Source organism: Roseovarius sp. MBR-78 (genome assembly GCF_040547535.1).
Lineage (GTDB): Bacteria > Pseudomonadota > Alphaproteobacteria > Rhodobacterales > Rhodobacteraceae > Roseovarius.
Map to the genome: position 1 here is coordinate 26,433 of NZ_JBEPPX010000001.1, position 23,940 is coordinate 50,372.

Annotated in this window: 26 protein-coding genes and 1 tRNA gene; 12 read left to right on the forward strand and 15 right to left on the reverse strand. The window is 66.0% G+C overall.

Annotated elements, in window-relative coordinates; all coding sequences use genetic code 11:
* Positions 1–4 precede the first annotated feature (4 nt).
* A complete protein-coding gene (locus ABIE58_RS00140) occupies positions 5–583 on the reverse strand; it encodes a YqaA family protein (RefSeq protein ID WP_354542641.1) in 579 nt (192 codons plus the stop codon).
* Between the two features lie 120 nt (positions 584–703).
* On the opposite strand from ABIE58_RS00140, the gene ABIE58_RS00145 reads away from it, so the two are divergent.
* Positions 704–787 (forward strand) — tRNA-Leu (locus ABIE58_RS00145).
* Between the two features lie 191 nt (positions 788–978).
* Here the strand turns inward: ABIE58_RS00145 and ABIE58_RS00150 are convergent.
* The 9 genes from ABIE58_RS00150 to mepK all read right to left on the reverse strand — a co-directional run bounded on the left by ABIE58_RS00150 (position 979) and on the right by mepK (position 7,529).
* Complete coding sequence (locus ABIE58_RS00150) at positions 979–1,434, reverse strand: helix-turn-helix domain-containing protein (RefSeq protein ID WP_354542642.1); 456 nt, start codon at positions 1,432–1,434, stop codon at positions 979–981.
* Complete coding sequence (locus tag ABIE58_RS00155; RefSeq protein WP_354542643.1) at positions 1,431–1,808, reverse strand: hypothetical protein; 378 nt, start codon at positions 1,806–1,808, stop codon at positions 1,431–1,433. The genes ABIE58_RS00150 and ABIE58_RS00155 overlap by 4 nt, the downstream gene beginning before the upstream one ends.
* On the reverse strand, positions 1,805–3,280 hold the full coding sequence (locus ABIE58_RS00160) for a YfjI family protein (RefSeq protein ID WP_354542644.1): 1,476 nt from the start codon (positions 3,278–3,280) through the stop codon (positions 1,805–1,807). Before ABIE58_RS00160 ends, ABIE58_RS00155 begins: the two co-directional genes overlap by 4 nt.
* On the reverse strand, positions 3,277–4,164 hold the full coding sequence (locus ABIE58_RS00165) for a DUF7146 domain-containing protein (protein WP_354542645.1): 888 nt from the start codon (positions 4,162–4,164) through the stop codon (positions 3,277–3,279). The genes ABIE58_RS00160 and ABIE58_RS00165 overlap by 4 nt, the downstream gene beginning before the upstream one ends.
* Positions 4,161–4,379: a hypothetical protein gene (locus tag ABIE58_RS00170; protein ID WP_354542646.1), complete on the reverse strand. Its 219-nt coding sequence runs from the start codon at positions 4,377–4,379 to the stop codon at positions 4,161–4,163. Before ABIE58_RS00170 ends, ABIE58_RS00165 begins: the two co-directional genes overlap by 4 nt.
* A 208-nt stretch (positions 4,380–4,587) precedes the next feature.
* Entirely contained in the window at positions 4,588–4,797 is a 210-nt protein-coding gene (locus ABIE58_RS00175) for a helix-turn-helix transcriptional regulator (protein WP_354542647.1), read from the reverse strand.
* 108 nt (positions 4,798–4,905) lie between these two features.
* Entirely contained in the window at positions 4,906–5,490 is a 585-nt protein-coding gene (locus tag ABIE58_RS00180; protein WP_354542648.1) for a hypothetical protein, read from the reverse strand.
* Positions 5,490–6,683, reverse strand: a complete 1,194-nt coding sequence (locus tag ABIE58_RS00185; protein WP_354542649.1) for a tyrosine-type recombinase/integrase — start codon at positions 6,681–6,683, stop codon at positions 5,490–5,492. Before ABIE58_RS00185 ends, ABIE58_RS00180 begins: the two co-directional genes overlap by 1 nt.
* Before the next feature lie 276 nt (positions 6,684–6,959).
* Complete coding sequence (mepK, locus tag ABIE58_RS00190) at positions 6,960–7,529, reverse strand: peptidoglycan L,D-endopeptidase MepK (RefSeq protein WP_354542650.1); 570 nt, start codon at positions 7,527–7,529, stop codon at positions 6,960–6,962.
* A gap of 409 nt (positions 7,530–7,938) precedes the next feature.
* Here mepK and ABIE58_RS00195 point away from each other — a divergent pair, with 409 nt between their 5' ends.
* The 4 genes from ABIE58_RS00195 to ABIE58_RS00210 are packed head-to-tail and all read left to right on the forward strand — an operon-like array spanning position 7,939 to position 12,170.
* Entirely contained in the window at positions 7,939–9,534 is a 1,596-nt protein-coding gene (locus ABIE58_RS00195) for a L,D-transpeptidase family protein (protein ID WP_354542651.1), read from the forward strand.
* 26 nt (positions 9,535–9,560) lie between these two features.
* Complete coding sequence (lpxD, locus tag ABIE58_RS00200) at positions 9,561–10,652, forward strand: UDP-3-O-(3-hydroxymyristoyl)glucosamine N-acyltransferase (protein ID WP_354542652.1); 1,092 nt, start codon at positions 9,561–9,563, stop codon at positions 10,650–10,652.
* 37 nt (positions 10,653–10,689) lie between these two features.
* A complete protein-coding gene (locus tag ABIE58_RS00205) occupies positions 10,690–10,962 on the forward strand; it encodes an acyl carrier protein (RefSeq protein WP_354542653.1) in 273 nt (90 codons plus the stop codon).
* Entirely contained in the window at positions 10,959–12,170 is a 1,212-nt protein-coding gene (locus ABIE58_RS00210; protein WP_354542654.1) for a beta-ketoacyl-[acyl-carrier-protein] synthase family protein, read from the forward strand. The genes ABIE58_RS00205 and ABIE58_RS00210 overlap by 4 nt, the downstream gene beginning before the upstream one ends.
* Positions 12,171–12,192: 22 nt before the next feature.
* Here ABIE58_RS00210 and ABIE58_RS00215 read toward each other — a convergent pair whose 3' ends face one another.
* Positions 12,193–12,816, reverse strand: a complete 624-nt coding sequence (locus ABIE58_RS00215) for an invasion associated locus B family protein (protein ID WP_354542655.1) — start codon at positions 12,814–12,816, stop codon at positions 12,193–12,195.
* Between the two features lie 383 nt (positions 12,817–13,199).
* On the opposite strand from ABIE58_RS00215, the gene ABIE58_RS00220 reads away from it, so the two are divergent.
* Entirely contained in the window at positions 13,200–14,738 is a 1,539-nt protein-coding gene (locus tag ABIE58_RS00220; RefSeq protein ID WP_354542656.1) for a helicase HerA-like domain-containing protein, read from the forward strand.
* A gap of 34 nt (positions 14,739–14,772) precedes the next feature.
* Here the strand turns inward: ABIE58_RS00220 and trpA are convergent, their stop codons facing one another.
* Positions 14,773–15,564 (reverse strand): tryptophan synthase subunit alpha, encoded by a 792-nt coding sequence (trpA, locus tag ABIE58_RS00225; RefSeq protein ID WP_354542657.1) that lies wholly within the window; start codon positions 15,562–15,564, stop codon positions 14,773–14,775.
* 130 nt (positions 15,565–15,694) lie between these two features.
* Between trpA and ychF the strand changes: the two genes are divergently transcribed.
* Positions 15,695–16,792 carry a redox-regulated ATPase YchF gene (gene ychF / locus ABIE58_RS00230; RefSeq protein ID WP_354542658.1) on the forward strand — a complete coding sequence of 366 codons (1,098 nt, stop codon included), beginning with the start codon at positions 15,695–15,697 and terminating at the stop codon, positions 16,790–16,792.
* Between the two features lie 21 nt (positions 16,793–16,813).
* Here ychF and mazG read toward each other — a convergent pair whose 3' ends face one another.
* Entirely contained in the window at positions 16,814–17,629 is an 816-nt protein-coding gene (gene mazG / locus ABIE58_RS00235) for a nucleoside triphosphate pyrophosphohydrolase (RefSeq protein ID WP_354542659.1), read from the reverse strand.
* 63 nt (positions 17,630–17,692) lie between these two features.
* On the opposite strand from mazG, the gene ABIE58_RS00240 reads away from it, so the two are divergent.
* From ABIE58_RS00240 to ABIE58_RS00255, 4 genes are all read left to right on the forward strand, one after another.
* Positions 17,693–18,865 carry a M20 aminoacylase family protein gene (locus ABIE58_RS00240; protein ID WP_354542660.1) on the forward strand — a complete coding sequence of 391 codons (1,173 nt, stop codon included), beginning with the start codon at positions 17,693–17,695 and terminating at the stop codon, positions 18,863–18,865.
* A gap of 110 nt (positions 18,866–18,975) precedes the next feature.
* Positions 18,976–19,914 (forward strand): sulfurtransferase, encoded by a 939-nt coding sequence (locus ABIE58_RS00245; protein ID WP_354542661.1) that lies wholly within the window; start codon positions 18,976–18,978, stop codon positions 19,912–19,914.
* Positions 19,915–19,921: 7 nt separating this feature from the next.
* Entirely contained in the window at positions 19,922–21,046 is a 1,125-nt protein-coding gene (locus tag ABIE58_RS00250) for a YeeE/YedE thiosulfate transporter family protein (protein ID WP_354542662.1), read from the forward strand.
* Positions 21,043–21,228 carry a hypothetical protein gene (locus ABIE58_RS00255; protein WP_354542663.1) on the forward strand — a complete coding sequence of 62 codons (186 nt, stop codon included), beginning with the start codon at positions 21,043–21,045 and terminating at the stop codon, positions 21,226–21,228. Before ABIE58_RS00250 ends, ABIE58_RS00255 begins: the two co-directional genes overlap by 4 nt.
* Positions 21,229–21,258: 30 nt before the next feature.
* On the opposite strand, the gene ocd is transcribed toward ABIE58_RS00255, so the two are convergent.
* Together ocd and rocF are read right to left on the reverse strand one after the other, a co-directional pair.
* Positions 21,259–22,308: an ornithine cyclodeaminase gene (gene ocd, locus ABIE58_RS00260; protein ID WP_354542664.1), complete on the reverse strand. Its 1,050-nt coding sequence runs from the start codon at positions 22,306–22,308 to the stop codon at positions 21,259–21,261.
* A 10-nt stretch (positions 22,309–22,318) separates the two neighbouring features.
* Entirely contained in the window at positions 22,319–23,260 is a 942-nt protein-coding gene (rocF, locus tag ABIE58_RS00265) for an arginase (protein ID WP_354542665.1), read from the reverse strand.
* A 113-nt stretch (positions 23,261–23,373) separates the two neighbouring features.
* On the opposite strand from rocF, the gene ABIE58_RS00270 reads away from it, so the two are divergent.
* Entirely contained in the window at positions 23,374–23,802 is a 429-nt protein-coding gene (locus ABIE58_RS00270; RefSeq protein ID WP_354542666.1) for an Lrp/AsnC family transcriptional regulator, read from the forward strand.
* Positions 23,803–23,940 lie beyond the last annotated feature (138 nt).

Sequence of the window (23,940 nt, forward strand, 5' to 3'; positions counted from 1 at the left end):
GGGATCACAGATACCTTGTGAGATAGAAGCCGCCGAAGAGCAGCACGACGAAAGCAATGGTGAGCAGGCCAAGCCGCCGCTCGATGAAATCGCGAATCGGCGTGCCGAATTTCCACAGAAGCCACGCCACGAGAAAGAACCGCAGCGCCCGCGCGAGGATCGAGGTGGCGACAAAGGTCGCCAGCGGCATCCCGGTCCAGCCCGACATGATGGTGATGACCTTGTAGGGAAAGGGCGTCACCCCCGCCGTCAGCACCGCCCAGAAACCGAAATCGTTGAAGCGCGTGTTGAAGGCGGCCATCGCGTCGCCCTTGCCCAGCGCGGCGAGGATCGGCTGGCCGATGCTTTCATAGGCAAAGGCGCCGATGGCATACCCCAGCATCCCGCCCAGCACCGAGGCCGCCAGCGCCACCCCGGCGATGAGCCAGGCCCTTGAGGGCCGCGCGAGGATCATCGGGATCATAAGCACATCGGGCGGAATCGGGAACACCGAGCTTTCGGCGAAGGAAATGATCGCCAGCACCCACAGCGCGCGCGGGTGATCGGCCATGCGGATGGTCCAGTCGTAAAGCGCGCGCAGCATCGGCAATCCCCGGCTAGATGATGCCGCGAAACAGCATGGCCGCCTTGTGCGGTCAAGCCCTTTCGAGATGCACGCGACCTCTGGACGCGCGCCGCGCGCTCGGCTAGAGACAGCTCAGGCGCGGGTGTGGCGGAATGGTAGACGCGAGGGTCTCAAACACCCTTTCCGCAAGGAGTGTCGGTTCGAGTCCGACCACCCGCACCATGTTTATCTAATAAGTATTTGTTTTATAACACAAAAGCGAAAATGAAATTTATCGTATCCCCCTAATTATACACCCTTTGCCCGCTGGTCAGACACTCAAGAGACGCCTTTTTAGCATCGGTGCGGCGGCGCATTTGCCACGAAAAAAGCCGGGCGAATCCCGCCCGGCCCTTGTCGATCTGGTGAAGGCGTTACGCGGCCTGCCGCAACACCGTGGCAGTCATGGCCTCGGCCCATGCCAGCGCCTCGGGGTTGAACAGCCGCTGAAACGGCTCGACTGACTCCCAAGCCTGCATGGCCTGCGCCTTGATGATAAGCCCGGTCACGGTCTTTTCCTCGTAGAGAACAATACGCCCCACCAACTCCAACAGCGCCTCGAACGCCTCCGACCTTGTGTTCTTTGCCGCCTCTATCCCCGAGGCTTCGGTGATCCGCTCGACCTCCGACCAGTATGCACGGGCGGGCTCGACCAGTGCGGCGTTTTCTTCGGCGCAGCGTTTCGCACCTCTCGCCCCCCTTTGGCTCTTGGTCCGCGCCTTGCCTTCCCAATACTTCACGCTGTCGGGGTGCAGCCCTGCCAAGGCGGCAAGCGCTGGGCGGGATAGCCCCTTTCGCTTTCGCAGGGCGCGCAGTTCGTCGCCGGTCATGTGCGGCCCCCTTCCATCGGTGAGTTTGCCCATGCGTCAGGATTGTGCGGATCGTCGGCTTCGCGCCACCAGTCATCCAAGGCGGTGATCCCCGCCGCGCGCCGGGCTTCGGGCCATGCGGTCCGCTCGGCTGTCTCGCGATCCTGCCCGCCGTCGAATTGCCGGGTTGCGGCCCGTTCCTCGTAAAGATCGCGGGCGAGTTCGTCGGGCGTGATCTCAGGATCGGAAGCGCGCACCGTTCCTACTTTTCCTACAGCTCCTACTTTTCTGGCCCCGGCGGGGTGATCTGTAGGAAGTGTAGGAAGTGTAGGAAGCCCCCGGCATTTCCGCGCTTGATGCAGCGCCGCCTTGGCGTCGAAGGCAAAGCCGCTCATGACTGCACCTCGCGCACGATCCGCCATGCCTCGCGGCGCGGCTTGCCTTCAACCATTGCGCCGTTCGCCTCGATCACCCAGCCGTGCGACTCCAGCTTGCGCAGCGCCTTTCGCGTGCGATCCGTCACCTTGAACGGGCCACGCTGCGCCGCCGCGCGGGCCGATATGAACAATTCACCCCACGATCCCAGTAGCCAAAGGCGCATTCGCTCCGCGTCAGCCACCTCGGGCGGCACGATTGCAGCATCCGCGAGGCGCGCGGCCTCGTTCGCGTAGAAGGTCGCAACCTCGACTGCCCCGGCCATTGTCTCGCCTGCCACCTCGGGCGCGTCCGGGTCCGCGTAGATCGTCAGCACCGCCGCGAGGCGTGCCGCGTGCTCTGCGGTCTTGCTGGCGAAGGCGCGCGCATCCTCGAAAGGTCCGCCCGGTGCCTGCGCCCTTTCCACCTCACGGGCGAAGGCGGTCAGCACGTCCCGCGCCTCTTGGCTCATGGGCAGGACCGGCGGCGCGAGTTCGTTCCGCTTGCCATCCGCAAGGGGCAGGTCGCGCGATAGAAGCGACCGGATGCGCGCCGCGAAGGCGGCAATCCCGGCCTCGGCCTGCGCGTCCCTTTCCATGCGCAGGCGCGTGCCAATGCGCGAGGCAGGGCGGCATGTCAGGAAGCGGGCGAGAAGCCCTTGCCCGTTAGCCATCGGATCCGATAGCAGCGCCTCAGCCGCGACCGGCTGCACAAGGATATGTGCCGAAAAGCGCCGCCCGGTATAGGCTTCAACGCCATCACCTGCGCGCCACCTGTCGAGCGGCTGGCCATCCCACATGGCACTAAAGCTGGCGCAGGTGGCAAGGCGGTTTTCCGCTTTCATGCTGTGCCCGCCGATCAGCGCGCCGCCTTCCTCTGTCATGATCCCGAGGCTGGCGCGCAGTTCGGGCAGGTGCTTCACGATCCCCTCAATCGTCGGTGCCGATGCCACGATATGCGGCTTGATCGGCGCGGGCGGTTTCGGCCCGAGGGCTTGCAGATCGGCCCGCTTCGCGGCGGCGTCCGCTTTCTTGTCGCCCACGATCTTCGCGCGGGTGGCCTTATAAACCTCGTGCGCATCCCGCCAAAGGTCGCGCTCAGTATCGTAATCAGTGCGCAGGTCGGCCTCGAAGTCGCGCACGCCGCGCATGGCGAGGCGGTCAGCGGTCGATTTGCGTTCGCCGCTTTCGGCCACGGTCAGCAGAAACAGGCTTGCAGGCGCGGTGCCGTTCAATGTCTCCGCGTCCCGATGCCCCTGCGCGGCCAGCGCCGCCGATGCCAGGACGGATGCCGCGCACATGGCAACGGGTGCCTCGGTCGCGGCGGCGATTGCCTCTGCCGGTTCGCGCAGCGGCCCCAGCGCCGCCACCGGATAGGGGCCAGCCTCGGGCATGTCGCGAATCAGGGGCGTCGGGCCTTCGGGTGTGAAGGGGATAGGCTCGGGGGCGTTCATGCGATTTCCCCTTTCATGGTCAGAATGTCATTCCAGTCACGGCCATCGGGGGCAGGCAACAGCGAAACCGCCCAGCCCATCGCGTGCGCCCGCTCGGCAAGGTCTCGCCCGGCGGCGTGTCCTGCGCCGCCGTCATCGCTGTCGGTCGCGATGGTCAGCCGCCCCGGCGATGGGGGCAGGCGCAGCCCGCGCATCCCGCTTGTCGATAGCGCGGCCCAGATCGTCGCAGGACGGCCCAGCAGCCCGCTTGCGAGGCTCAGGGCGGTCTCTATGCCCTCGGCCACCACAAGCGGCCCCTGCGCCTCTGTGAGCCTCACAGCGCCCCCGGCAACGGCCCCCAGCATCGCCTTGGCAGGCTCCACCGCCGCTTTGCCAGTGCCATCCGGGCGCAGGTAGGTGCGATGCACCGCGAAGGCGTCCGCGCCCTCGATCAGCGCCACAAGGGCCGGAAACCGCTTGGCGGATGCGTGCCAGCAGGACGGGTGATAGCGCAGCGTGCAGGGCAGATCGCAGGTGATGCCCCGCCCGCGCAGGTAGGTCTCCGCGATTGTGCCGCCTATCGGCATTGCTTCTTGCCATACCGCCCGCGCCTGCCTTGCGCGTCTCTCGGCCTGCGCCCGTTCCTCGCGGTCGCGCTGGGCGATGGTGGCGGGGTCGGGCGGGGTGTAGCTGCCGGGCGCGATGCCCGCCGCCGCGAGAATATCCGCGAAGGCGCATCCGCCCTTTTTGCAGTTCAAGAGCAAGCGCCCATCGCGGCCATCGGCAAGGGTCAGGGCGTTCTGTGATTTGCGGCGCTCGGGCTGGCAACACGGGCAAGGCGCGGTGCCGTAGCGGCCATGCCATTTACCGCCCAGATCGCGTGTAAGGGTTGCTGCGTCCGTCATGCGCTGGCCCCCCAAGTCTTGAAGGGGATCAAACGCCGGGCACCGGCCCTCTTGCCCGCCTCGATTGCCTGTTGCCGGTTTGAAAATCGGGCCTTGATTGCGTGCAGGTCATCGCCGGGGCGCGGCGTCACCAGGACGACATTGAACCAGCCGCCCGCCCGCTGAACTGTGAGATATGACCTTGCCTCAAAGGGAAATTCGGTAATGTTGCTCATGCTATTGCCCCCCAGATCAGGGCGACAATCGCGGATGCCTGCGCCTCGGTCAGCGCATGGCGGTGCATAAGGTATTTGACTTGGTGCTTCATGCTCTTACCTCGGTCGTTGCCCAAGGCGAGCGGCGGTGCTATCTTCACGGGTGAAGCGTCCCGGCTTCCAGTCCCTCGATAATTGCCCCGTCCGCGCGCCATGCGGGCGGGGTTTCTCATGCGGATTGCTTTGCGCTGGGCTGCGCCTGTTCCTGTTCGCGAAGGCCGCGCAGGTGAGCGTCAACGTCGCCCTCGGGCCAGTAGAGCCGCCCGCCCAGCTTGATCGGCTGGGGCAGTCGGCCCGCTTCAAGGTCGAGATAGATTGCAGAGCGTGAACGCCCGCCCAGCTTGGCGCGCAGTTCGGTGAGGGTCAGATAGGTTTGCATCGGTCGCACCGTCCTTTGTTGAAGGTTACAGTGCGAACATGGGCGGATTTGTCCGGCTTAGCATGGCGCAGAAATCAATGTGATTTCTGCCACACAGGTTCGCTTTCTTTAATTGCGTCGCGAACCGTTACTCCATGTAACCCGCTTTTCCATATTTAACCAAACACGCTTCACTCCATGAAACGTTGCGGGTTCCATTCCAAGTTCTGAGAGTGCGTCTGCCATAGCGTCGCAGGCACTCGTTGGCTCGCTTGCATCATTCCGCGTTGCCGTCATGCCTTGTGAAACTAGCGCGTAAACAACCATCATTATCAATTGGTGTAACCAGTGGTTTCCATGTCGTCCCGCGCTCGCCTTCGGTCGGTCCGCTTCACCGCGAAGGAATTGAACTAGCCAGTCGTGTATTTCTGGGGCAAAATCCTCGCCGTGTTCGAGCGCGTGTGCGACGCCTAGTCTTAAAGCCTCGAATCCCGCCGGGTCAGCTTTCGCCCATGCCAGAAGCTTATCAGGTTTGGATCGTATCAGCGTCACGCCCATCGACATATTGAAATGACGGCCACTTTTATGGTCTTCAAATTTTTCTCCAAGCCCCGATTGAATTAGCGATTTCGACGTCTTCACCGCTTCACGGTATTCTATCCGCTTGCTTTTCGGTGCTGCCTTAGGGGTGTTCTCGGTTTTGTTCTGAGCCATCAGCCCGCCCCCGCCAGCTTCACCACCTGCCCAGCGCCGCCGGTCAAATGATCGGCCCAGCGCTCTAGCAGCGCCCGCCGTTGTTCAAGGTAGTCGGTGCGGCGATAGGCGCGCACAACGCCGGAATCCGTCACATGCGCCAGCATGGTTTCTGCAACCTCGTGCGGCGCGTCGGTTGCCTCTGCCAGCCATGTGCGCAGGCTTGTGCGGAAACCGTGCGGGCGCGCTTCCAGCCCCCGCCGTTCCATGTGCCGCGAAAGCGTCATGTCGCTAATCACGCCTTGCCGGTTGTTCGGAAACAGGAAGCCGTTGCGGGCGTGCGGGCGTGCAAGGTCGATGATGCGCTGGGCCTCACGCGAAAGCGGCACGCGGAAAGCCTCGGTTGCGCCCCTGCGTCCCTTCATCGTTTCGGCGGGCACCGTCCACACGTCGCCGTCTATCTGGTCAAGTCGGATATGGCGCACCGGGGTCGAGCGCATCCCGGTCAGGATAAGCAGCCGCAAGGCAAGATGAGTCTTGGTCGGTTCTTCAAGGCTGGCATAGAAGCCCGGCACATCGGCCCAAGCCATCGCGGGAATGTTCTTTGACACATGCCGCGATTTGCCCAGCAGCGCCTTTGCCTTTTCAGTCGCTTGAAGGTCTACGTCCAAGCCCAGCGCAGCGGCGTGCCGCATGACTATGGATAGCCGGTGCAATGCTTTCTGTGCCGTGTCGGCCTTGGTGTGCCAGATCGGCGCGAGCGTGTCGCGAATGTCGCGTTGGTCGAGGTCCGTCACCGGCACGCGGCCCAGCTTGGGCAGGACGTGAAGGGTAAGAGGCGAAAGCCACCGGCCCGCCGTGCCATCGCCTTTCAATTCCGCCTTGCGCGCCTCGAAGGCGTCAGCGGTCAGCACCGCAAGTGAAATGTCCTCGCGCCGTGCGGCCCGTTCCTCGGCTTCGCGTTCCTTCACCGGGTCACGGCCAGCCGCCGCCACCTTGCGCCAGCGATCTGCCAGCTTGCGTGCATCGGCCAGCCCGAGTGCGGGGAAACCGCCAAGGCCCATTTCGCGCCGCCGCCCATGAACGGTCACACGCAAAACCCATTGCGCACCGCCATCCTCGCGCTTGATGAGCCAAAGCCCGGCCCCGTCGCAATGCTTGCCCACGGGTGCGGATTTGAGAAAGCCCGCCGAAAGCCTGTTTGTCGCCCGCATTCTGTATCCCCCTAAATATCCACCTTAAGTTAGTGGATAAGGCCGGACAGCGCAAGACACGCTCGGGCAGTTGCCGCCATGTTTTTAGGGGGATGCGCACAAAAATAGATAGGGAAAAACATTTTAAAACAGTGCGTTGGTGCCGACCACCCGCACCATATTCCTGTATTCCTCTGAATGACGTGATCCGGGGTGTGCCATGACCTTGGTCACGAAAAAGGCGGCACCGTCGCGCCGCCTTGACCACCTTGGCAGGGACAGAGCGTTACCGGCGCGTTACCGGCCCCAGGAGCGCACGGGGCCGCAATCCATATGCACGAAATTCGACCGCGAATAGCGCCCCACGCCGCCACCGTTACAGGCCAGCGCGGCGCGGTAGATCTGTTCGACCGAGCGGCTGCCAAGGCGCAGGTCGGCGGCCTCGCCGATCAGGTGGCGGGAATTCTTGGCCACTCCGCTCGAGCGGGCGCGCAACATCGCGTTGGTTGCCGGGCTGCGATAGCCGCTGAGCAGCGTATACGGCTCGTGCGCGTCGAGCAGGTTATGGCTGGCGGCCATGATGTCGATGGTGCGCCGGTCGATCACGCGCGTCTCGTCGGTGCGCCAGTCGCGCATGAAGAGCGTGATTTCCTTGAGTGCCTCGGGGATATACTCGCCCTCGATCCAGTAGATCGTATCGAGCCGTTCGCCCGTGCGGGGCGAGACCATGCGAATACGCCGGATATCGCCCGCGCCGCGCAGGAACCCGGCTGCGCTGGCGAATGTGGGGGCCGCGGCAAGCGCCGTGGCGGCAAAGGCTGCGAGCACGCCGCGCCGTGTCATTCCAGTCGAGCTGAAGTCTGTCATGGTCAAGAGCGCCTGTCCCGTCGCTTGATGTCGGATCGCTTTGCGCGATCGTTGAGTCCGTTCCCGGTTGTGGGCACCATATTGCATAATGAGAATCGCCAACCAAGCCCGGAATTGCCATTTTGCGCACACCGCAAGTGGTTTCGGCGAAATCCCGCGCATCTTCGCCGGAACGTGACGAAAATGCGACGAAGGGGTCTGCTGTTGCCGACATCACGCGCATGTGGAGGAATGTGACACGAATTCGTTAGGAAGAAATTGAGATTCGTATGAAAAAATTGTTCAATACAGAATGTTTGATTTGCTCGATGGGGGGGTCATGGAACGTCGTTTGTCACTTGGATTTGCTTTGATGATTTGTCTGGCGGCGGTGCCCGGAATATCCGCCGCACAGGCAGGGACCACGCAGATGCCCGCGCCTGCGGTGATACCGGTGGTCCTTCCCGCCGCGATGGCGGGCGCGATGTCAGATGCGATGGACGCCGCGCGCGAGGGGGTCTTTCGGCAGGCCGTGGCCGAGGCGGCGGGCCGTGATCGCGACCTGGCGGAATTCTACCGTGATATCGGCTATCGCGCGGTCTGGACCGGCGAGGGTGCGCTCCACCGGGCGCGGCGCTCGGCGCTTTTGCGCGCGCTCGATGATGCCGCGCTGCACGGGCTGCCCGCCGCGCGCTATGATCGCGCCGCGCTTCTGGCGCGCATGGCCGATATCCGCTCCACGCGCGAGCTGGGCGAGGTCGAGGTGGCGCTGAGCCGCGCCTATCTCGCCTATGCGCGCGACGTGCAATCGGGCGTGCTCGAGCCGGGCCGCGTGGTCGATGACATCAAGCGCAGCGTGCCGCGCCGCGAGGCGGGCGATTTGCTGGCCGAGCTGATGCAGGGCGATCCGCGCGTCGTGCTGCGCGCGCTGCCGCCGCAAACCAACGAATACCGCCGTCTGATGAAGGCGCGTCTGCGGCTGGAGCGGCTGATCGCCGAGGGGGGCTGGGGCGCGGGCGTGCGCGCGGGCAAGCTGGAGCCGGGCGATACCGGCGCGGCCGTGGTGGCGCTGCGCGACCGGCTGGTGGCGCAGGGCTATCTCGCACGGAGCGCAACCGCGCAGTATGACGGTCGCATCCAGGCGGCGGTGCAGGCCTTCCAGGCCGATCACGGGCTGGAGACCGACGGCGTGGCCGGGGCCTCGACCCTCGCTGCGCTCAACGTCTCGCCCGAGGCGCGGCTGCAATCGGTGATCGTGGCGATGGAGCGCGAACGCTGGCTGTCGCCGGTGCGCGGCGGACGCCAGATCCTTGTCAACCTCACCGATTTCAGCGCCCGGATCATCGATGATGACCGCGTGACCTTCGAGACCCGCGCCGTTGTCGGCAAGAACGCGGGCGGGCGGCGCAGCCCCGAGTTTTCCGACCAGATGGATCACATGATCGTCAACCCGACATGGCATGTGCCGCGCTCGATCACCGTGGGCGAATACCTGCCGCAGATGCAGGCCAACCGTGGCGCGGCGGGGCATCTGCGCCTCTATGACAGCCGTGGTCGCGAGGTGCCGCGCAGCGCGGTGAATTTCAACGCCTATTCCGCGAGAAGCTTTCCCTTCGCGCTCAAGCAGCCACCCTCGACCAGCAACGCGCTGGGGCTGGTGAAATTCATGTTTCCCAACAAATACAACATCTACCTGCACGACACCCCGCAAAAGCAGCTCTTTGCCCGCGAGAAACGCGATTTCAGCCATGGCTGCATCCGCCTCGCGCAGCCCTTCGAGTTTGCCTATGCGCTGCTGGGCGTGCAGGAGAGCGACCCCGAGGGCCGCTTTCACGCAGCCCTTGATAGCGGCCGCGAGACCCGGATCGAGCTGGAACGCCCGGTGCCGGTGCACCTGATCTATCGCACCGCGATCACGCGGGCGGGCGGGCATATGCAGTATCGCGATGATGTCTATGGGCGCGATGCGACGATTTGGCAGGCGCTGCAACAGGCAGGGGTTTCGCTGCACGCGCTTCAGGGCTAAACCCTCTTCGACAGAAGAGGTGGCGCATGTCCTACACGATCGAAGAGGTGGCCCGCGCCCTTGGCGCGCGCGCCTTCGGGGCGACCGGGATCGCGGTTGACGGGGCGGCCGAGCCTGCCGATGCCGGCCCCGGCGATCTGGCGCTGGCGATGAGCCCCGAATACGCCGAGGGGCTGGGCCAGGGCCGCGCGCGCGCGGCGGTGGTCTGGGACGGGGCGGACTGGAAGGCGCTGGGGCTTGAGGCCGCGATCATAGCCCCGCGCCCGCGCTACGTGATGTCGGGGCTGACCCGGCTGCTTGATCCCGGCCAGGGCTGGGGCGGCGGCATCCATCCTTCGGCCGTGATCGACCCCGAGGCCCGGCTTGCGCCCGACGTGGCGGTGGGGCCGCTTGCTGTCATCTGTCGCGGCGCGCGCATCGGGGCAGGATCGGTGATCGGGCCGCAGGCCTTTGTCGGGGCGGATGCGGTGCTGGGCGAGGGCGCGTTTTTGCGCGAGGGGGTGCGCATCGGGGCGCGGGTGCGCATCGGCGCGCGCTTCATCGCGCAGCCCGGTTGCGTGGTCGGCGGCGACGGGTTTTCCTATGTCACCCCCGAGACATCGGCGGTGGAGCAGGGCCGTGCCACGCTGGGCGATATCGAGGGCGCGCAGACGCAGGCCTGGACGCGCATCCATTCGCTGGGCGGCGTGAGCATCGCCGACGATGTCGAGCTTGGCGCCAATTGCACCATCGACCGTGGCACCATCCGCGACACGGTGGTGGGGTGCGGCACCAAGATCGACAACCTCGTGATGATCGGCCATAATGTCATCATCGGGCGCGATTGCCTGCTTTGCGGGCTGGTGGGGATTGCCGGATCGACGCGGATCGGCAACAACGTGGTGCTGGCGGGCAAGACCGGCGTCAGCGACAATATCTTCATCGGCGACAATGTCATCACCGGCGGCGGCACCATCGTGCTGTCGAATATCCCCGCCGGGCGGATGATGCTGGGCTATCCGGCGATGAAGATGGAAACCACCGTCGAGGTGTTCAAGGGCTTTCGCCGCCTGAAAAGATTGTTCGATGATGTCGCAGGTCTTAAAAAAACCGTTACAGACCTGTCGCAAAAGGGCTGAGATTGCCCCGCCGGGGCGCAAACGGAAAGACACCGCCATGAGCATTGCCACGAGCACTATCGAGGACCGGGTCATCGCGATCATCGCCGAGCAGGCGGTGCTGGAGCCCTCCGACGTGACCCCTGAAAGCACGCTGGAGGATCTGGGCATCGACAGCCTTGGCCTCGTCGAGAGTATCTTTGCCATCGAGGAGGCGTTCGACATCTCGGTGCCGTTCAACGCCAACGAGCCGGAAAAGAGCGATTTCGACATTTCTTCGGTGCGGGCGATTGTCGCGGGCATCGAACGGCTGATCGCGGAGCAGGCGTGAAACGCGTCGTCATCACCGGGGCGGGCACGATCAACGCGCTCGGGGCGGATGTGCCCGCGACGCTGGAGGCCATGCGCGAGGGGCGCTGCGGCATCGGCGCGCTGGAATTCCAGGATGTGGAGCGGCTGTCGATCCGCATCGGCGGGCAGGTCAAGGGCTATGACCCGGTGACGCGGTTCAACCGCCAGCAACTCGCGCTTTATGACCGGTTCACGCAATTCACGCTGATTGCCGCGCGCGAGGCGATCGCGCAATCGGGGCTTGAATTCACCGGTGAATTGGCGGCGCGGGCGGGGGCGATCCTGGGCAATTCCGGCGGCGGCATGACCACGCTCGACGAGAATTACCGCTCGGTCTACGAGGAGGGCAAGAACCGCGTCCATCCCTTCGTGGTGCCCAAGCTGATGAACAACGCCGCCGCCTCGCACCTGTCGATCGAGTTCAACCTCAAGGGGCCGACCTTCACCGTCTCGACGGCCTGTGCGTCGTCAAATCACGCGATGGCGCAGGCGTTCCAGATGATTCATGGCGGGATCACGCCCGCGATGGTCACCGGCGGGTCCGAGTCGATGCTGTGTTTCGGGGGCGTGAAGGCCTGGGAGGGCTTGCGCGTGATGAGCCGCGACGCCTGCCGTCCGTTCTCGGCCAACCGCAACGGCATGGTGCAGGGCGAGGGTGCCGCGATCTATGTCTTCGAGGAGTTGGAGCATGCCCGCCGGCGCGGGGCCGAGATCCTGGCCGAGGTGGTAGGATTTGCCATGAGCTCGGACGCCGCCGACATCGTCATGCCCTCGAAACAGGGCGCAGCGCGGGCGATGACCGGGGCGCTGCGCGACGCACGCGTGAACCGCGACGAGGTGGGCTATATCAACGCCCACGGCACCGGCACGGCGGCCAATGACAAGACCGAATGCGCGGCGGTGGCCGATGTGTTCGGCCCCCATGCGGACGCGTTGATGATCTCGTCGACCAAGTCGATGCACGCGCATCTGATCGGCGCGACCGGCGCGGTAGAGCTTTTGGCCTGCATCATGGCGCTGCGCGACGGGGTGATCGCGCCCACCGTCGGCTATGAAGAGCCGGACCCGGAATGCGCGCTCGACGTGGTGCCCAACGTGGCGCGCGAGGCCAAGGTGGAGGTCGCGCTTAGCAATGCCTTTGCCTTTGGCGGGCTGAACGCGGTGCTGGCGCTCAGGCGGTTTGCCTGAAGGCCAGCACTGGTGGCACAGCTCAGTTTTTCAGCGTCGAGGCGGCCTCGTAGGCGGCGGTAAAGCCCTTGAGCGAGACGCCGATACGCACCGTCTGGTCGGGGGCCTGCGCGGGGATGATCTCGATCTGCGCCTCGGCGCCTGCCTTCATTGCCTCGATTTCCGGCCCGGTCAGCCCGATCCGCGAGAAACAGCCCGCCATCGTGCAATAGGAAAACGCGTAGCTCTTGGCCTTGGCGTCATCGACCGAGAGCTTGAGTTCCTCGGTCAGAAGCGTGCCGAGTGGCACGGCGATGGTCACGCCGGCCGCGATGGTGCCGGTGCCGTCGAGCCGGTAGAGCATGAACTCCGCCACCGGGTTGCCCTCGGATTCGGTCAGAAGCTGATACATCTGGCACGGATCGTCCTCTTTCCCCTCGACCTCGTTGGGAATGCAGCGCAACGACCAGTCGCCATGCGTTTCGCGGATATAGGGCTGGTTCTCAGCCGCGACTTCGCGCCCGGTATCAAGCCCGACGGCGGGGGGCGCGTCCTGGGGTGCGGCACCGCTATCGCTGGCGCTGTTGGTGGCGGCCTCTTGCGCACCCGCAGCGGTGGAGAGCGCGAGCATCGCGGCGAAAGAAAGCTGGAGCAGGGTCTTGGTCATGATGTCCCCTTGGAGTTTCACGAAATCACGGCCCCGCCTCTAGCACGCCGATGCGGGAGTGTCAGGGAGAAATGGCGCGGCGCGGCCATCCCGCAACCGCCACATAAAGAAAGAGGCCCGAAGGCCCCTTTCCCGTTTTCTCCCCGTCGGACTGGCCGACCTAGTCTTTGCACGAACGCTAGGCCAGAAGAGGCGATCCGTCAACAGGCCAGATCGTGGCGCCGATCAAAAAAGGCCGCACCCGTGGGCGCGGCCAGTCTGACAGGGAGGAAGTGCCCGGCGACCAGAGGACATTCGGCACCGGGCATGTATTCAGGCTGGCATGAAAGGGTTAATTTTGTATGGTCGCATCGTGACGATTTCTGGACGGGGAGTGCGACCGCGTGGGCGAGGCGATTTTCATCGGGGGCGGTGGGCCGGATTATGCCACGCCGCAACAGATGCTGTTGAAATACGGCAACCGCCACGGCCTGATCGCCGGGGCCACGGGCACCGGCAAGACGGTGACGCTGCAAATCCTCGCCGAGGGGTTCTCGGATGCGGGCGTGCCGGTGATCCTGTCGGATATCAAGGGCGACGTGTCGGGCATGGCCGTCGCGGGCCATCCCGGTCAGAAACTGCACGAGGCGTTCACCGCGCGCGCCGCGCAAATCGGCTTTGACGGTTATCGCTACGATGCCTTCCCGGTGATCTTCTGGGATATTTTCGGCGCGCAGGGCCACCCGATGCGCACCACCGTGTCGGAGATGGGGCCGCTTCTGCTGTCGCGGCTGATGGCGCTTTCGGATGCGCAGGAAGGCGTGCTCAACATCGCCTTTCGTATCGCCGACGAAGAGGCGCTGCCGCTCCTTGATCTCAAGGATTTGCAGGCGCTGCTGACCTTTGTGGGCGAGAATGCGCGCGATCTGTCGCTGCGCTATGGCAATGTCACCGCCGCCTCGGTGGGGGCGATCCAGCGCGCGCTGCTGGTGCTGGAAAATCAGGGGGGCGCGCATTTCTTTGGCGAGCCGGCGCTGGCGCTGTCTGATCTCATGCGCCTGACGCCCGAGGGGCGCGGACATGTCAACATCCTCGCCGCCGACAAGCTGGTGCGATCGCCGCGCCTTTATGCCACCTTCCTGCTCTGGCTTCTGTCGGAGCTGTTCGAGCAATTGCCCGAGGTGGGAAACCCCGACAAGCCCCGGCTGGTGTTCTTTTTCGACGAGGCGCATCTGCTCTTTGACGATGCCCCCAAGGCGCTGGTGGACAAGGTCGAGCAGGTGGCGCGGCTCATACGCTCCAAGGGGGTGGGGGTGTATTTCATCACCCAAGATCCCGATGACGTGCCCGAGGATATCCTTGGCCAGTTGGGCAACCGGTTTCAGCACGCGCTGCGCGCCTTTACCGCGCGCGACCAAAAAGCGCTCAAACGTGCCGCCGAGACCTATCGCCCCAATCCGCGGCTCAACACGGTCGAGGCGATTCGCGACGTCGGCACCGGCGAGGCGGTAACCTCGCTTCTGGAGGGCAAGGGCGTGCCGGGCGTGGTCGAGCGCACGCTCATCCGCCCGCCTGCAACACAGCTTGGCCCTTGCGACGAGGCCACCCGACGCGCGGTCATCGCCGCCTCGCCGGTGGCGGGCAAATACGAGGCGGCGGTTGATCGGCGCTCGGCCTTCGAGATGCTGGCCGCGCGGGCAGAGGCGGCGGCGAAAGAGGCCGAGGAAGCCGAGGCGCGCACCACCGCAGAGGCAGAGGATGCGCGCGAATTCACCGCCGCGCGCCGCTATTCGGGCAGCGCGCGAGCCGGGCGCACACGGCGCGGGCCCGCGACCGAGAGCCTTGGTGGGGCCATTGCCTCGGCGGTGGTCAAGGAATTGCGCGGCACCACCGGGCGGCGGCTTGTGCGCGGGTTGCTGGGCGGGCTGTTCCGGGGGCGGTGAGGGGGGCGCTCAGGCCCGCGCGCCCGTCACCCGGTCACGCGCGATGCGCGCCCCCGGCCAGCGATGCCACGAAATCGAGCACCTCGGCCACCGGGCGGCCCTTGGCGATCTCGGCCACGATGGCCGAGCCGACAACGCAGCCATCGGCCACGCGCGCGATGGTCTCTGCCGTCTCAGGCGTGCGGATGCCGAACCCCACGATCACCGGCAGGTCGGTCTGCGCCTTGATCCGTGCCACTTCAGGGCCGACATCGCCCGCCTCTGCCGCCGCCGCGCCGGTGATCCCGGTGATCGAGACGTAATAGACGAAACCGCTGGTATTGGTCAGCACCTTGGGCAGGCGCGCGTCGTCGGTGGTGGGGGTGGCCAGGCGGATGAAGTTCAGCCCCGCCGCCTGCGCGGGCAGGCACAGCTCGTCATCCTCCTCGGGGGGCAGGTCCACCACGATGAGCCCGTCCACGCCTGCCTCGCGTGCATCCGCCAGGAACCGCGCCACGCCGCGATTGTAGATCGGGTTGTAATAGCCCATCAGCACGATGGGGGTGGTGTCGTCGCCCTCGCGAAACTCTGCCACCATGGCCAGCGCCCGCTCCAGCGTCATGCCCGCCGCCAGCGCCCGCTGCCCGGCAAGCTGGATGGTCGCGCCATCGGCCATCGGGTCGGTGAAGGGCACGCCCAGTTCGATGATATCCACGCCCGCGCCCGGCAGCCCCTTCATCACCTCCATCGCGGTATCGCGGTCGGGATCGCCCGCCATGATGTAGGAGACGAACGCCTTGCGCCCCTCGGCGCGAAGCTGGGCGAATTTGGCGTCGATGCGGGTCATTGCGGCGGCCTTTGCTTTGTCATGGTCGCGCGGGTTTGGCGCAATCGGCGGGGAAAATCAATGCCCGCCTTGACGCCGCCCCGCCACCCCCCGTAGATGCCCCCGACCTGAGAGCAGAAGGGGGGCGCAGATGGGCTTCAAGATGGGAATCGTCGGCCTGCCCAATGTGGGCAAGTCCACGCTGTTCAACGCGCTCACGCGCACCGCCGCCGCGCAGGCGGCGAATTTTCCGTTCTGCACGATCGAGCCCAATGTGGGCGAGGTGGCGGTGCCCGATGCACGGCTCGACAAGTTGGCAGAGATTGCCAAATCGAAACAGACCATCCCCACAAGGATGACCTTTGTCGATATCGCGGGCCTCGTGAAAGGCGCGTCACGGGGCGAGGGCCTCGGCAACCAGTTCCTCGCCAATATCCGCGAGACCGATGCCATCGCCCATGTGCTGCGCTGTTTCGAGGATGGGGATGTCACCCATGTCGAGGGCCGCGTTGATCCGGTGGCTGATGCCGAGGTGATCGAGACCGAATTGATGCTCGCCGATCTTGACAGTATCGAGAAACGCCGCGCGGGCCTCGTGCGCAAATTGAAGGGCGGCGACAAGGACGCGGTGCAGGCCGACCGGCTGCTGGGCCTCGCGCAGGCGGCGCTGGAAGAGGGCCGCCCCGCCCGCACCGTCACCATCGACGCCGACGACGCGCGCGCCTGGCGGCTGCTGCAACTGCTGACCGCCAAGCCGATCCTTTATGTCTGCAACGTCGATGAGGGCAGCGCAGCCGGGGGCAATGCCCATAGCGCGGCGGTGGCAGCGATGGCCGAGGCGCAGGGCGCGGCCTCGGTGGTGATCTCGGCGCAGATCGAAGAGGAAATCGCCCAGCTCGATGCGGATGAGGCGGCGATGTTCCTCGACGAGATGGGGCTGGAAGAGCCGGGCCTCGACCGGCTCATCAAGGCGGGCTATTCGCTCTTGCACCTGCAAACCTATTTCACCGTCGGCCCCAAGGAGGCCCGCGCCTGGACCATCCCCGAAAATACCCCCGCACCCAAGGCCGCAGGCGTGATCCACGGCGATTTCGAGAAGGGTTTCATCCGCGCCGAGACGATTGCTTACGAGGATTTCATCGCCTGCGGCGGCGAGACCGCGGCCAAGGAAGCCGGCAAGATGCGCGCCGAGGGCAAGGCCTACGTGGTCCGCGACGGCGACGTGCTGCACTTCTTGTTCAACACCTGAGGCGCGGGTCGCGGGTCGACCCTACCGTTTCTCCTCGGCCTTGGCCGCCGTCCAGAGCGCGTCCATCTCGGCGAGGTCGCTTTGCTCGGGGCGACGGCCATCCTCGGCTAGGCGCGCCTCGATATATGCAAACCGGCGGGTGAACTTGGCGTTGGCGCGGCGCAGGGCGGTCTCGGGGCAAAGCTTCATGTGGCGTGCGAGATTGGCCATGACAAAGAGCAGGTCGCCGAATTCTTCCTCGATATGGGCGGGATCGCCGCTTTCTGCCGCTTCATGCAGTTCCTCAATTTCTTCCTGTATCTTGTTGAGAACCTGCGATGTTTCCGGCCAGTCAAACCCCACCCGCGCGGCGCGTTTTTGCAGTTTGACCGCGCGCAACAGCGCAGGCAGCCCCAGCGCCACCCCGTCAAGCGTGCCGGTCTCCTTGCGCGCGGCGCGCTCGGCGGCCTTTACCGCCTCCCAGTCGCGGGTCTGTTGCTCGGCGGTCTTGTGGCGATTTTCTTCCCCGAAAACATGGGGATGGCGGGCCACCATCTTGTCGGAAATGGTGTTGGCGACATCCGCGATATCGAACAGCCCCTTGTCCTGTGCGATCTGTGCATGAAACACCGATTGCAACAGCAGATCGCCCAATTCGCCGCGCAACTCGTCCCAGTTTCCGCGCTCTATCGCGTCGGCGACTTCATACGCCTCTTCGATGGTATAGGGGGCGATGCTGGCGAAATCCTGCTCGATATCCCAGGGGCATCCGCTATCGGGATCGCGCAGCCGCGCCATGATCGCGATGAGCCGGGGCAGCCCGCCGTCTGCGTCGTGGATAAGAGCATCGTCAGCCATTGCAGCGCCTTCGTGTTTGGGATTGACTGCACCCTGACTTGAGCGAGGGGGGAGAGTCCAGCCATGGCCGTGATCAACCGCATCAGTGGTTTTGCCGAAGAGATGACCGCGTGGCGGCGGCACCTGCATGCCCATCCCGAGATCGGGCTTGACTGCCCCGAGACGGCGGCTTTCGTGGTGGCAAAGCTGCGCGAGTTTGGGATCACGCAGATCGAGACGGGGGTGGCGCAATCGGGCGTCGTCGCGGTGATCGAGGGGCGCGGCGAGGGCCCTGCGATAGGCCTGCGCGCCGATATGGACGCGCTGCCGATGCCGGATCTGAGCGGCACGGACCATGCCAGCACCGTGCCGGGGCGCGCCCATGCCTGCGGCCATGACGGGCACACCACCATGCTGCTTGGCGCGGCCAAATACCTTGCCGAGACGCGCAATTTCGCCGGGCGCGCGGTGCTTTTGTTCCAGCCCGCCGAAGAGGGGCCGGGCGGTGCGCGGCTGATGGTGGAGGAGGGGGTGCTCGACCGCTATGATGTGCGCGAGGTCTATGCGCTCCATACCCTGCCCGGCGCGCCCGAGGGCCGGTTCGAGACTACGCCGGGGCCGATCATGGCCGCCGTCGACACGCTGCATATCCATGTGATCGGGCAGGGCGGGCACGCCGCCATGCCGAACGAAGCGCGCGATCCGATCCCGGCGGCGGTGGCGATGGTGCAGGCGATCCAGACCATCGTGACGCGCGACCGCGACCCGCTCGATGATCTGGTGATCTCGGTGACGCAGATCCATGCGGGCAGCGCCGATAACGTGATCCCCGAGCGCGCCTATGTGGGCGCGACGATCCGCACCTTTTCCGCCGAGGTGCAGGCGATGGTGCACCGCCGGTTGCGCGAGGTGGCCGAGGGGGTGGCGGCGGCCCACGGGGTGCGCGCCGAGGTGGAGATCGAACTGGGCTATCCGCCGACGGTGAATGAGCCGCAAGCCACCGAATTCGCCGTCGGTATCGCGCGCGAGGTGGTGGGCGAGGGGGCCGTAATCGCCGACCGCCGCCGCGAGATGGGGGCCGAGGATTTCGCCTATATGCTGGCCGAACGGCCTGGCTCCTATCTGTTTCTGGGGCAGGGCGCGGGGCCGGGGCTGCACCATCCCGGCTTTGATTTCAACGATGCGATGGCCCCGGCGGGCGCGTCGTTCTTCGCGCGGCTGATCGAGCGGGCTTTGCCCCTTGGCGGGGATGCGTGACGCCCGCGCGCCTCACCAGCGCGTGAGGGCGCTCGTGGTGGCTTGTTGCGCGCGGGGGCGCGGCATATGTCTATGGCAGAACCGGATGTCTTGATGACAGGAGATGCGAGATGCTGAAATTGATGAAACGGCTGGGTTATGCGCTGGCGCTGGCCGTCGCACCGCTGATGGCGCAGGCGGGGCCGCTGGTCGGGCCAGAGGCGCTTGGCGTGGCGCTCAAGGGCGATACGGTGCCCGTGGTGCTCGATATTCGCGGGCAGGACAGCTATGAGCAGGGGCATATCCCCGGTGCGCGCAACGCGCCCTATGCGCTCTTTCGCGGCCCGGCGGAAAATCCCGGCGCTTTGGTGAGCGAGGCGCATCTGACCGAGGTGCTGCGCGGGTTGGGCCTGACGACGGATACGCCGGTGGTGGTGGTCCACCAGGGATCGAACCAGACCGATTTCGGATCGGCGGCGCGGGTTTACTGGACGTTGAAATCCTCAGGGCTAGGCGATCTGGCAGTGCTCAACGGCGGCATGAATGGCTGGCAGCAGGCCGGGGGCGCGGTGGAAACCGGGGCCATGCCCGACGTTGTGCCGAGCGAGATCACGGTGACATTCTCGGATCGGTGGCTGGCCACGCGCGCCGATGTGCAGGCCATCGTCGAGGGGCGCGAGGAGGCCACGCTGGTCGATGCCCGCCCCGAGGCGTTCTGGCGCGGCGAGACCAAGCATGCCGCCGCCGCCCGCCCCGGCACCATCCCGCAATCGCAATATTTCACCCATGACCGCTGGTTCGGCTCTGACGAGCCGTCGCTCATCAAGCCCGACCTGGTGCGCCAACTGGCCGAGGAAAACGGCTTTGGCCCCGGCGACCGGCTGGTGAGTTTCTGCAATACCGGGCACTGGGCGGCGACCAACTGGTTCGCGCTGAGCGAGATTGCCGGCATCGAAGGGGTGCGGCTCTATCCTGAATCGGTGGTGGGCTGGTCCAATGCCGGGCTGGAGATGGCCAATGTGCCGGGCCTGTTCGAAAACATGATCGACAAGATCACCGGCAAGTATTGAGGCGGCCATGACACAGGCAACGGCCCTCCCGGCCTCGGCCCCCGGCACGCTGTCGCGCGCCTCGGTGCTTTTGCTCGTCTCGGCGCTGGTGGTGGGCGTGGCGCTTGTCGCGGGGCCGCGTTCGGGTGCCGTGCTGGCGATCGGGCTGGGCTTTGGCCTTGCGCTGGAGGGGTTTCGTTTCGGCTTTACCGGGCCGTGGCGGCGAATGATCCTGGAGCGGGATGCGTCGGGGTTGCTGGCGCAGCTTCTGGCCATCGGCATCGTTGCTTGCGCCGCGCTGCCGCTGCTGGCCGCGAACGGGGCGGAGTTGAAGGGCGCGCACGCGCCCATCGGGCTGGCGATGGTGGGCGGGGCCTTTGTCTTTGGCGCGGCGATGCAGATCGTGCTGGGCTGCGGCTCGGGCACGCTTGTCAATGCCGGGAGCGGCAATGCCGTGGGGGCGGTGGCGCTGCCCTTCTTTGCCATCGGAAGTTTCGCCGGGGCCTATCACCTGACCTGGTGGACCGATCTCGGCAGCCTGCCGGTCATGGCGCTTTCCGGGGTCGGCGGGCTTGCTGTCACGCTGGCGGGGCTTGCGGGCCTTGCGGTGCTGGCGCTGGTGCTGGGGCGCAAGGGCAGTCACCGCCTGCCTGCGCGCTACTGGGGCGCGGCGCTGGTGCTGGCGGCGCTGGCGATCCTGCATCTGGTGGTGGCCGGTCAGCCCTGGGGCGTGGTCTACGGCCTCGGGCTTTGGGTGGCCAAGGCGGTGGTGGCCGTGGGCGGCGATCTCTCGGGATCGGTGTTCTGGTCGGCACCTGCCAATGCCGCGCAGGTCGAGGCAAGCCTGCTCACGGATATGACCTCGCTCACCGATCTGGGGATCATCGGCGGGGCGGCGCTGGTGGCGTGGTGGCGCGCCGGGTTCGCCTCGCCGGTGGGGGTTTTGCCCGCGCGCGCCTGGGTCGCGGTGATCGTGGCGGGGCTGGTGCTGGGCTATAGCTCGCGGCTGGCCTTTGGCTGCAATATCGGCGCGTTCTTCAGCGGCATCGCCACCGGCTCGGCGCATGGCTGGGTGTGGTTTGTCGCGGCCTTTGCCGGGTCATACGTGGGTATCCGGCTGCGGCCCGCGCTGGGGCTGGAGGCACGGCGATGAGGCGGGCGCATGTGGGCTTGCTGGTGGCGCTGGGGATGGTGGGGCTGATCGCGCTCGATCAGGCGCAATCGGCACCGCTCAACCCCTACACCGCCCCGCCGATGGTGGCGCTTGGCTCGGGGTTGGCGGCGACAGGCGGGCATTGCGCCGCCCCGCCGCCGCCTGCGCCACCTGCACGCTAGGCGGCGACACTCAGCGCCGCGAGAGCCGCCTCACACCGCCGCGCGCATCACCATGCCAAAGAGGTCGCGCGGGTCGTCGGGGTCGGCGAGCAGGTCGAGGTCGCGGTAATAGTCCGTGCCGCCGATATGGTCGCGGATATAGCGTAGCGCCGAGAAATCCTCGATGGCAAAGCCGACGCTGTCAAAGAGAGTGATCTGCTCTGGCGCGGTGCGCCCCGGCACCTCGCCCGCCAGCACGCGCCAGAACTCGGTCACCGGGTGGTCGGCGTCAAGCTGCTGGATCTCGCCCTCGATGCGGGTCTGTTCGGGGTATTCGACAAAGATCGAGGACCGGTGCAGGATCGCCGGGGCAAGCTCGGTCTTGCCGGGGCAGTCGCCGCCGATGGCGTTGATATGCACGCCCGCGCCCACCATGTTGTCCGAAAGGATGGTGGCATATTGCTTGTCGGCGGTGCAGGTGGTGATGATCTGCGCGCCTTCCATCGCGGCCTCGGCGCTGCGGCAGGCAACCACCTCCAGCCCCAGCCCCGAAAGGTTGCGCGCGGCCTTCTCGGTCGCCGCCGGGTCGATATCGTAGAGGCGGATCGCGCGCACCCCCACCAGCGCCTTCATCGCGAGGCTCTGGAATTCCGACTGCGCGCCGGCACCTATCATCGCCATCGTATCGGCCCCTTTGGGCGCGAGATAGCGCGCCACCATGCCTGAAGTCGCCGCCGTGCGCAGCGCGGTGAGCACGGTCATCTCCGACAACAGCACCGGATAGCCATTGCCGACATTGGCGAGCAGGCCAAAGGCGGTGACGGTTTGCAGCCCCGACCACGTGTTCTTGGGGTGGCCGTTGACGTATTTGAAACCGTAAACCTCGCCATCGGAGGTGGGCATCAACTCGATCACCCCCTCGGCGGAATGCGAGGCGATGCGGGGCGTCTTGTCGAAAAGTTCCCAGCGGCGGAAATCGGCCTCGATATAGTCGGCGAGGCCGCGCAGCATCGGTTCGATCCCGATATGATGCACGAGTTTCATCATGTGATCGACCGAGACGAAGGGCACATAGGCCTTGTCGGAAGGGGCGAGTGTCATGGCGGTCTCCTCAGCTATAGGCGCGGGTGGGGCGGTCAAAGACGCGGCGGCCAAGTGCCGAGGCGGCGAGATCGACCATCACCTGCGCGGTGCGCCCGCGATCATCCAGAAACGGGTTCAGCTCTACCAGATCGAGCGAGGTGAGAAGGCCCGAATCGCAGACCATCTCCATCACCAGATGCGCCTCGCGCATGGTGGCCCCGCCGGGCACGGTGGTGCCGACGGCGGGGGCAAAGCTGGGATCGAGGAAATCCACGTCGAGGCTGACATGCAGCATCCCGTTCGCGCGCTCGACATCGGCGAGGAATTCGGCCAGCGGGCGGGCAATGCCGCGCTCGTCGATCTCGCGCATGTCGTGGCGGCGGATCGCCGTTTCGGCCAGCGCCGCGCGTTCGGCTTCATCGACCGAGCGCAGCCCGATCATGCAGATATTGGCCTCGGGCACCGGGTGGGGCACGGGCGGAAAGCCGTGAAACCCCGCGCGCCCGGTGACATAGCCGATGGGCGTGCCGTGCAGGTTGCCCGAGCCGGTGCTTTGCGGGGTGTGGATGTCGCTATGCGCATCGAGCCAGAGGATGAATTGCGGGCGGCCCTGCGCAGCGGCATGGTGTGCCACCCCGGCGATGGAGCCGAGCGACAGGCTGTGATCGCCGCCCAGAAAGATCGGCAATCCTTGGGCCACGGCGCGCGCGCCTGCCTCGGCCAGCGCCGCAGTCCAGCCCGCCGTTTCCGCCGGGGCGTACACATGGGGCGGCATGTCGGGGGCGGGGGCGGCCTCGGCGGGGGTGACGTTGCCAAGGTCGCGCACGGTGAGGCCAAGACGCCCAAGCGCCTCGGCAAGCCCCGCCGTGCGATAGGCATCGGGGCCCATCAGGCAGCCGCGCCGCGCTTTGCCGCTGTCCACGGGCGCACCGACAAGCAGGATGTCACGGGATTGGGGGATGGGGGTCATGGGTGTCTCCTGATCTGTTGTTGACAGGAGTGGCGTCGAATCGGGTTGAATTGAAGCGGGTATTTTGCACTATTTGGGGTATATCTGTCGAAACGAATGCAAAAGGTTGCAATATGGACGATACCGACCACCGCTTGATCTCGGCGCTGCGCCACGATGCGCGCGCTTCGCTGTCCGATCTGGCGCTGGCGCTTGGCGTGTCGCGCACCACCGTGCGCGCGCGGATCGAGCGGCTTCGGGCGCGGGGCGAGATCGTGGGCTTTTCCGTCGTGCTCCGGGGCGATACGGCGCGCGACCCGGTGCGTGGGCTGATGATGCTTGGCATCGAGGGGCGCGGCACCGAGCGAATCATCCGGCAATTGGGCGGGCTCTCGGCGGTGCGCGCGATCCACACCACCAACGGGCGCTGGGATCTGATCGTCGAGATCGGCACCGAGACGCTCGAGGCGCTCGACCGCGTTCTGGCGCAGATCCGCCGGTTTGACGGCATCGCGAGTTCCGAGACGAGCCTGTTGCTCAATACCTGGAAATCGGGCGGGTAGGGTGGCCCTTGCGCGTCAGATGCTGGCGTAATCGCGAAAGATCGGCACCGGGGCCGGTTTCGGGCGTTGCGGGTCTCGGGGCGGCCGGGGCGGGCCGTTGCGGGGGGTCTCTTGCTCGGTCATCTGCCTCATCCTTTT

Bases quoted from the DNA above. Each gene is read 5' to 3' on its own strand.
- ABIE58_RS00140 (WP_354542641.1), bottom strand. From the start codon at position 583: ATGCTGCGCGCGCTTTACGACTGGACCATCCGCATGGCCGATCACCCG.
- ABIE58_RS00150 (WP_354542642.1), bottom strand. From the start codon at position 1,434: ATGACCGGCGACGAACTGCGCGCCCTGCGAAAGCGAAAGGGGCTATCC.
- ABIE58_RS00155 (WP_354542643.1), bottom strand. From the start codon at position 1,808: ATGAGCGGCTTTGCCTTCGACGCCAAGGCGGCGCTGCATCAAGCGCGG.
- ABIE58_RS00160 (WP_354542644.1), bottom strand. From the start codon at position 3,280: ATGAACGCCCCCGAGCCTATCCCCTTCACACCCGAAGGCCCGACGCCC.
- ABIE58_RS00165 (WP_354542645.1), bottom strand. From the start codon at position 4,164: ATGACGGACGCAGCAACCCTTACACGCGATCTGGGCGGTAAATGGCAT.
- ABIE58_RS00170 (WP_354542646.1), bottom strand. From the start codon at position 4,379: ATGAGCAACATTACCGAATTTCCCTTTGAGGCAAGGTCATATCTCACA.
- ABIE58_RS00175 (WP_354542647.1), bottom strand. From the start codon at position 4,797: ATGCAAACCTATCTGACCCTCACCGAACTGCGCGCCAAGCTGGGCGGG.
- ABIE58_RS00180 (WP_354542648.1), bottom strand. From the start codon at position 5,490: ATGGCTCAGAACAAAACCGAGAACACCCCTAAGGCAGCACCGAAAAGC.
- ABIE58_RS00185 (WP_354542649.1), bottom strand. From the start codon at position 6,683: ATGCGGGCGACAAACAGGCTTTCGGCGGGCTTTCTCAAATCCGCACCC.
- mepK (WP_354542650.1), bottom strand. From the start codon at position 7,529: ATGACAGACTTCAGCTCGACTGGAATGACACGGCGCGGCGTGCTCGCA.
- ABIE58_RS00195 (WP_354542651.1), top strand. From the start codon at position 7,939: ATGCCCGCGCCTGCGGTGATACCGGTGGTCCTTCCCGCCGCGATGGCG.
- lpxD (WP_354542652.1), top strand. From the start codon at position 9,561: ATGTCCTACACGATCGAAGAGGTGGCCCGCGCCCTTGGCGCGCGCGCC.
- ABIE58_RS00205 (WP_354542653.1), top strand. From the start codon at position 10,690: ATGAGCATTGCCACGAGCACTATCGAGGACCGGGTCATCGCGATCATC.
- ABIE58_RS00215 (WP_354542655.1), bottom strand. From the start codon at position 12,816: ATGACCAAGACCCTGCTCCAGCTTTCTTTCGCCGCGATGCTCGCGCTC.
- trpA (WP_354542657.1), bottom strand. From the start codon at position 15,564: ATGACCCGCATCGACGCCAAATTCGCCCAGCTTCGCGCCGAGGGGCGC.
- ychF (WP_354542658.1), top strand. From the start codon at position 15,695: ATGGGCTTCAAGATGGGAATCGTCGGCCTGCCCAATGTGGGCAAGTCC.
- mazG (WP_354542659.1), bottom strand. From the start codon at position 17,629: ATGGCTGACGATGCTCTTATCCACGACGCAGACGGCGGGCTGCCCCGG.
- ABIE58_RS00240 (WP_354542660.1), top strand. From the start codon at position 17,693: ATGGCCGTGATCAACCGCATCAGTGGTTTTGCCGAAGAGATGACCGCG.
- ABIE58_RS00245 (WP_354542661.1), top strand. From the start codon at position 18,976: ATGCTGAAATTGATGAAACGGCTGGGTTATGCGCTGGCGCTGGCCGTC.
- ABIE58_RS00250 (WP_354542662.1), top strand. From the start codon at position 19,922: ATGACACAGGCAACGGCCCTCCCGGCCTCGGCCCCCGGCACGCTGTCG.
- ABIE58_RS00255 (WP_354542663.1), top strand. From the start codon at position 21,043: ATGAGGCGGGCGCATGTGGGCTTGCTGGTGGCGCTGGGGATGGTGGGG.
- ocd (WP_354542664.1), bottom strand. From the start codon at position 22,308: ATGACACTCGCCCCTTCCGACAAGGCCTATGTGCCCTTCGTCTCGGTC.
- rocF (WP_354542665.1), bottom strand. From the start codon at position 23,260: ATGACCCCCATCCCCCAATCCCGTGACATCCTGCTTGTCGGTGCGCCC.
- ABIE58_RS00270 (WP_354542666.1), top strand. From the start codon at position 23,374: ATGGACGATACCGACCACCGCTTGATCTCGGCGCTGCGCCACGATGCG.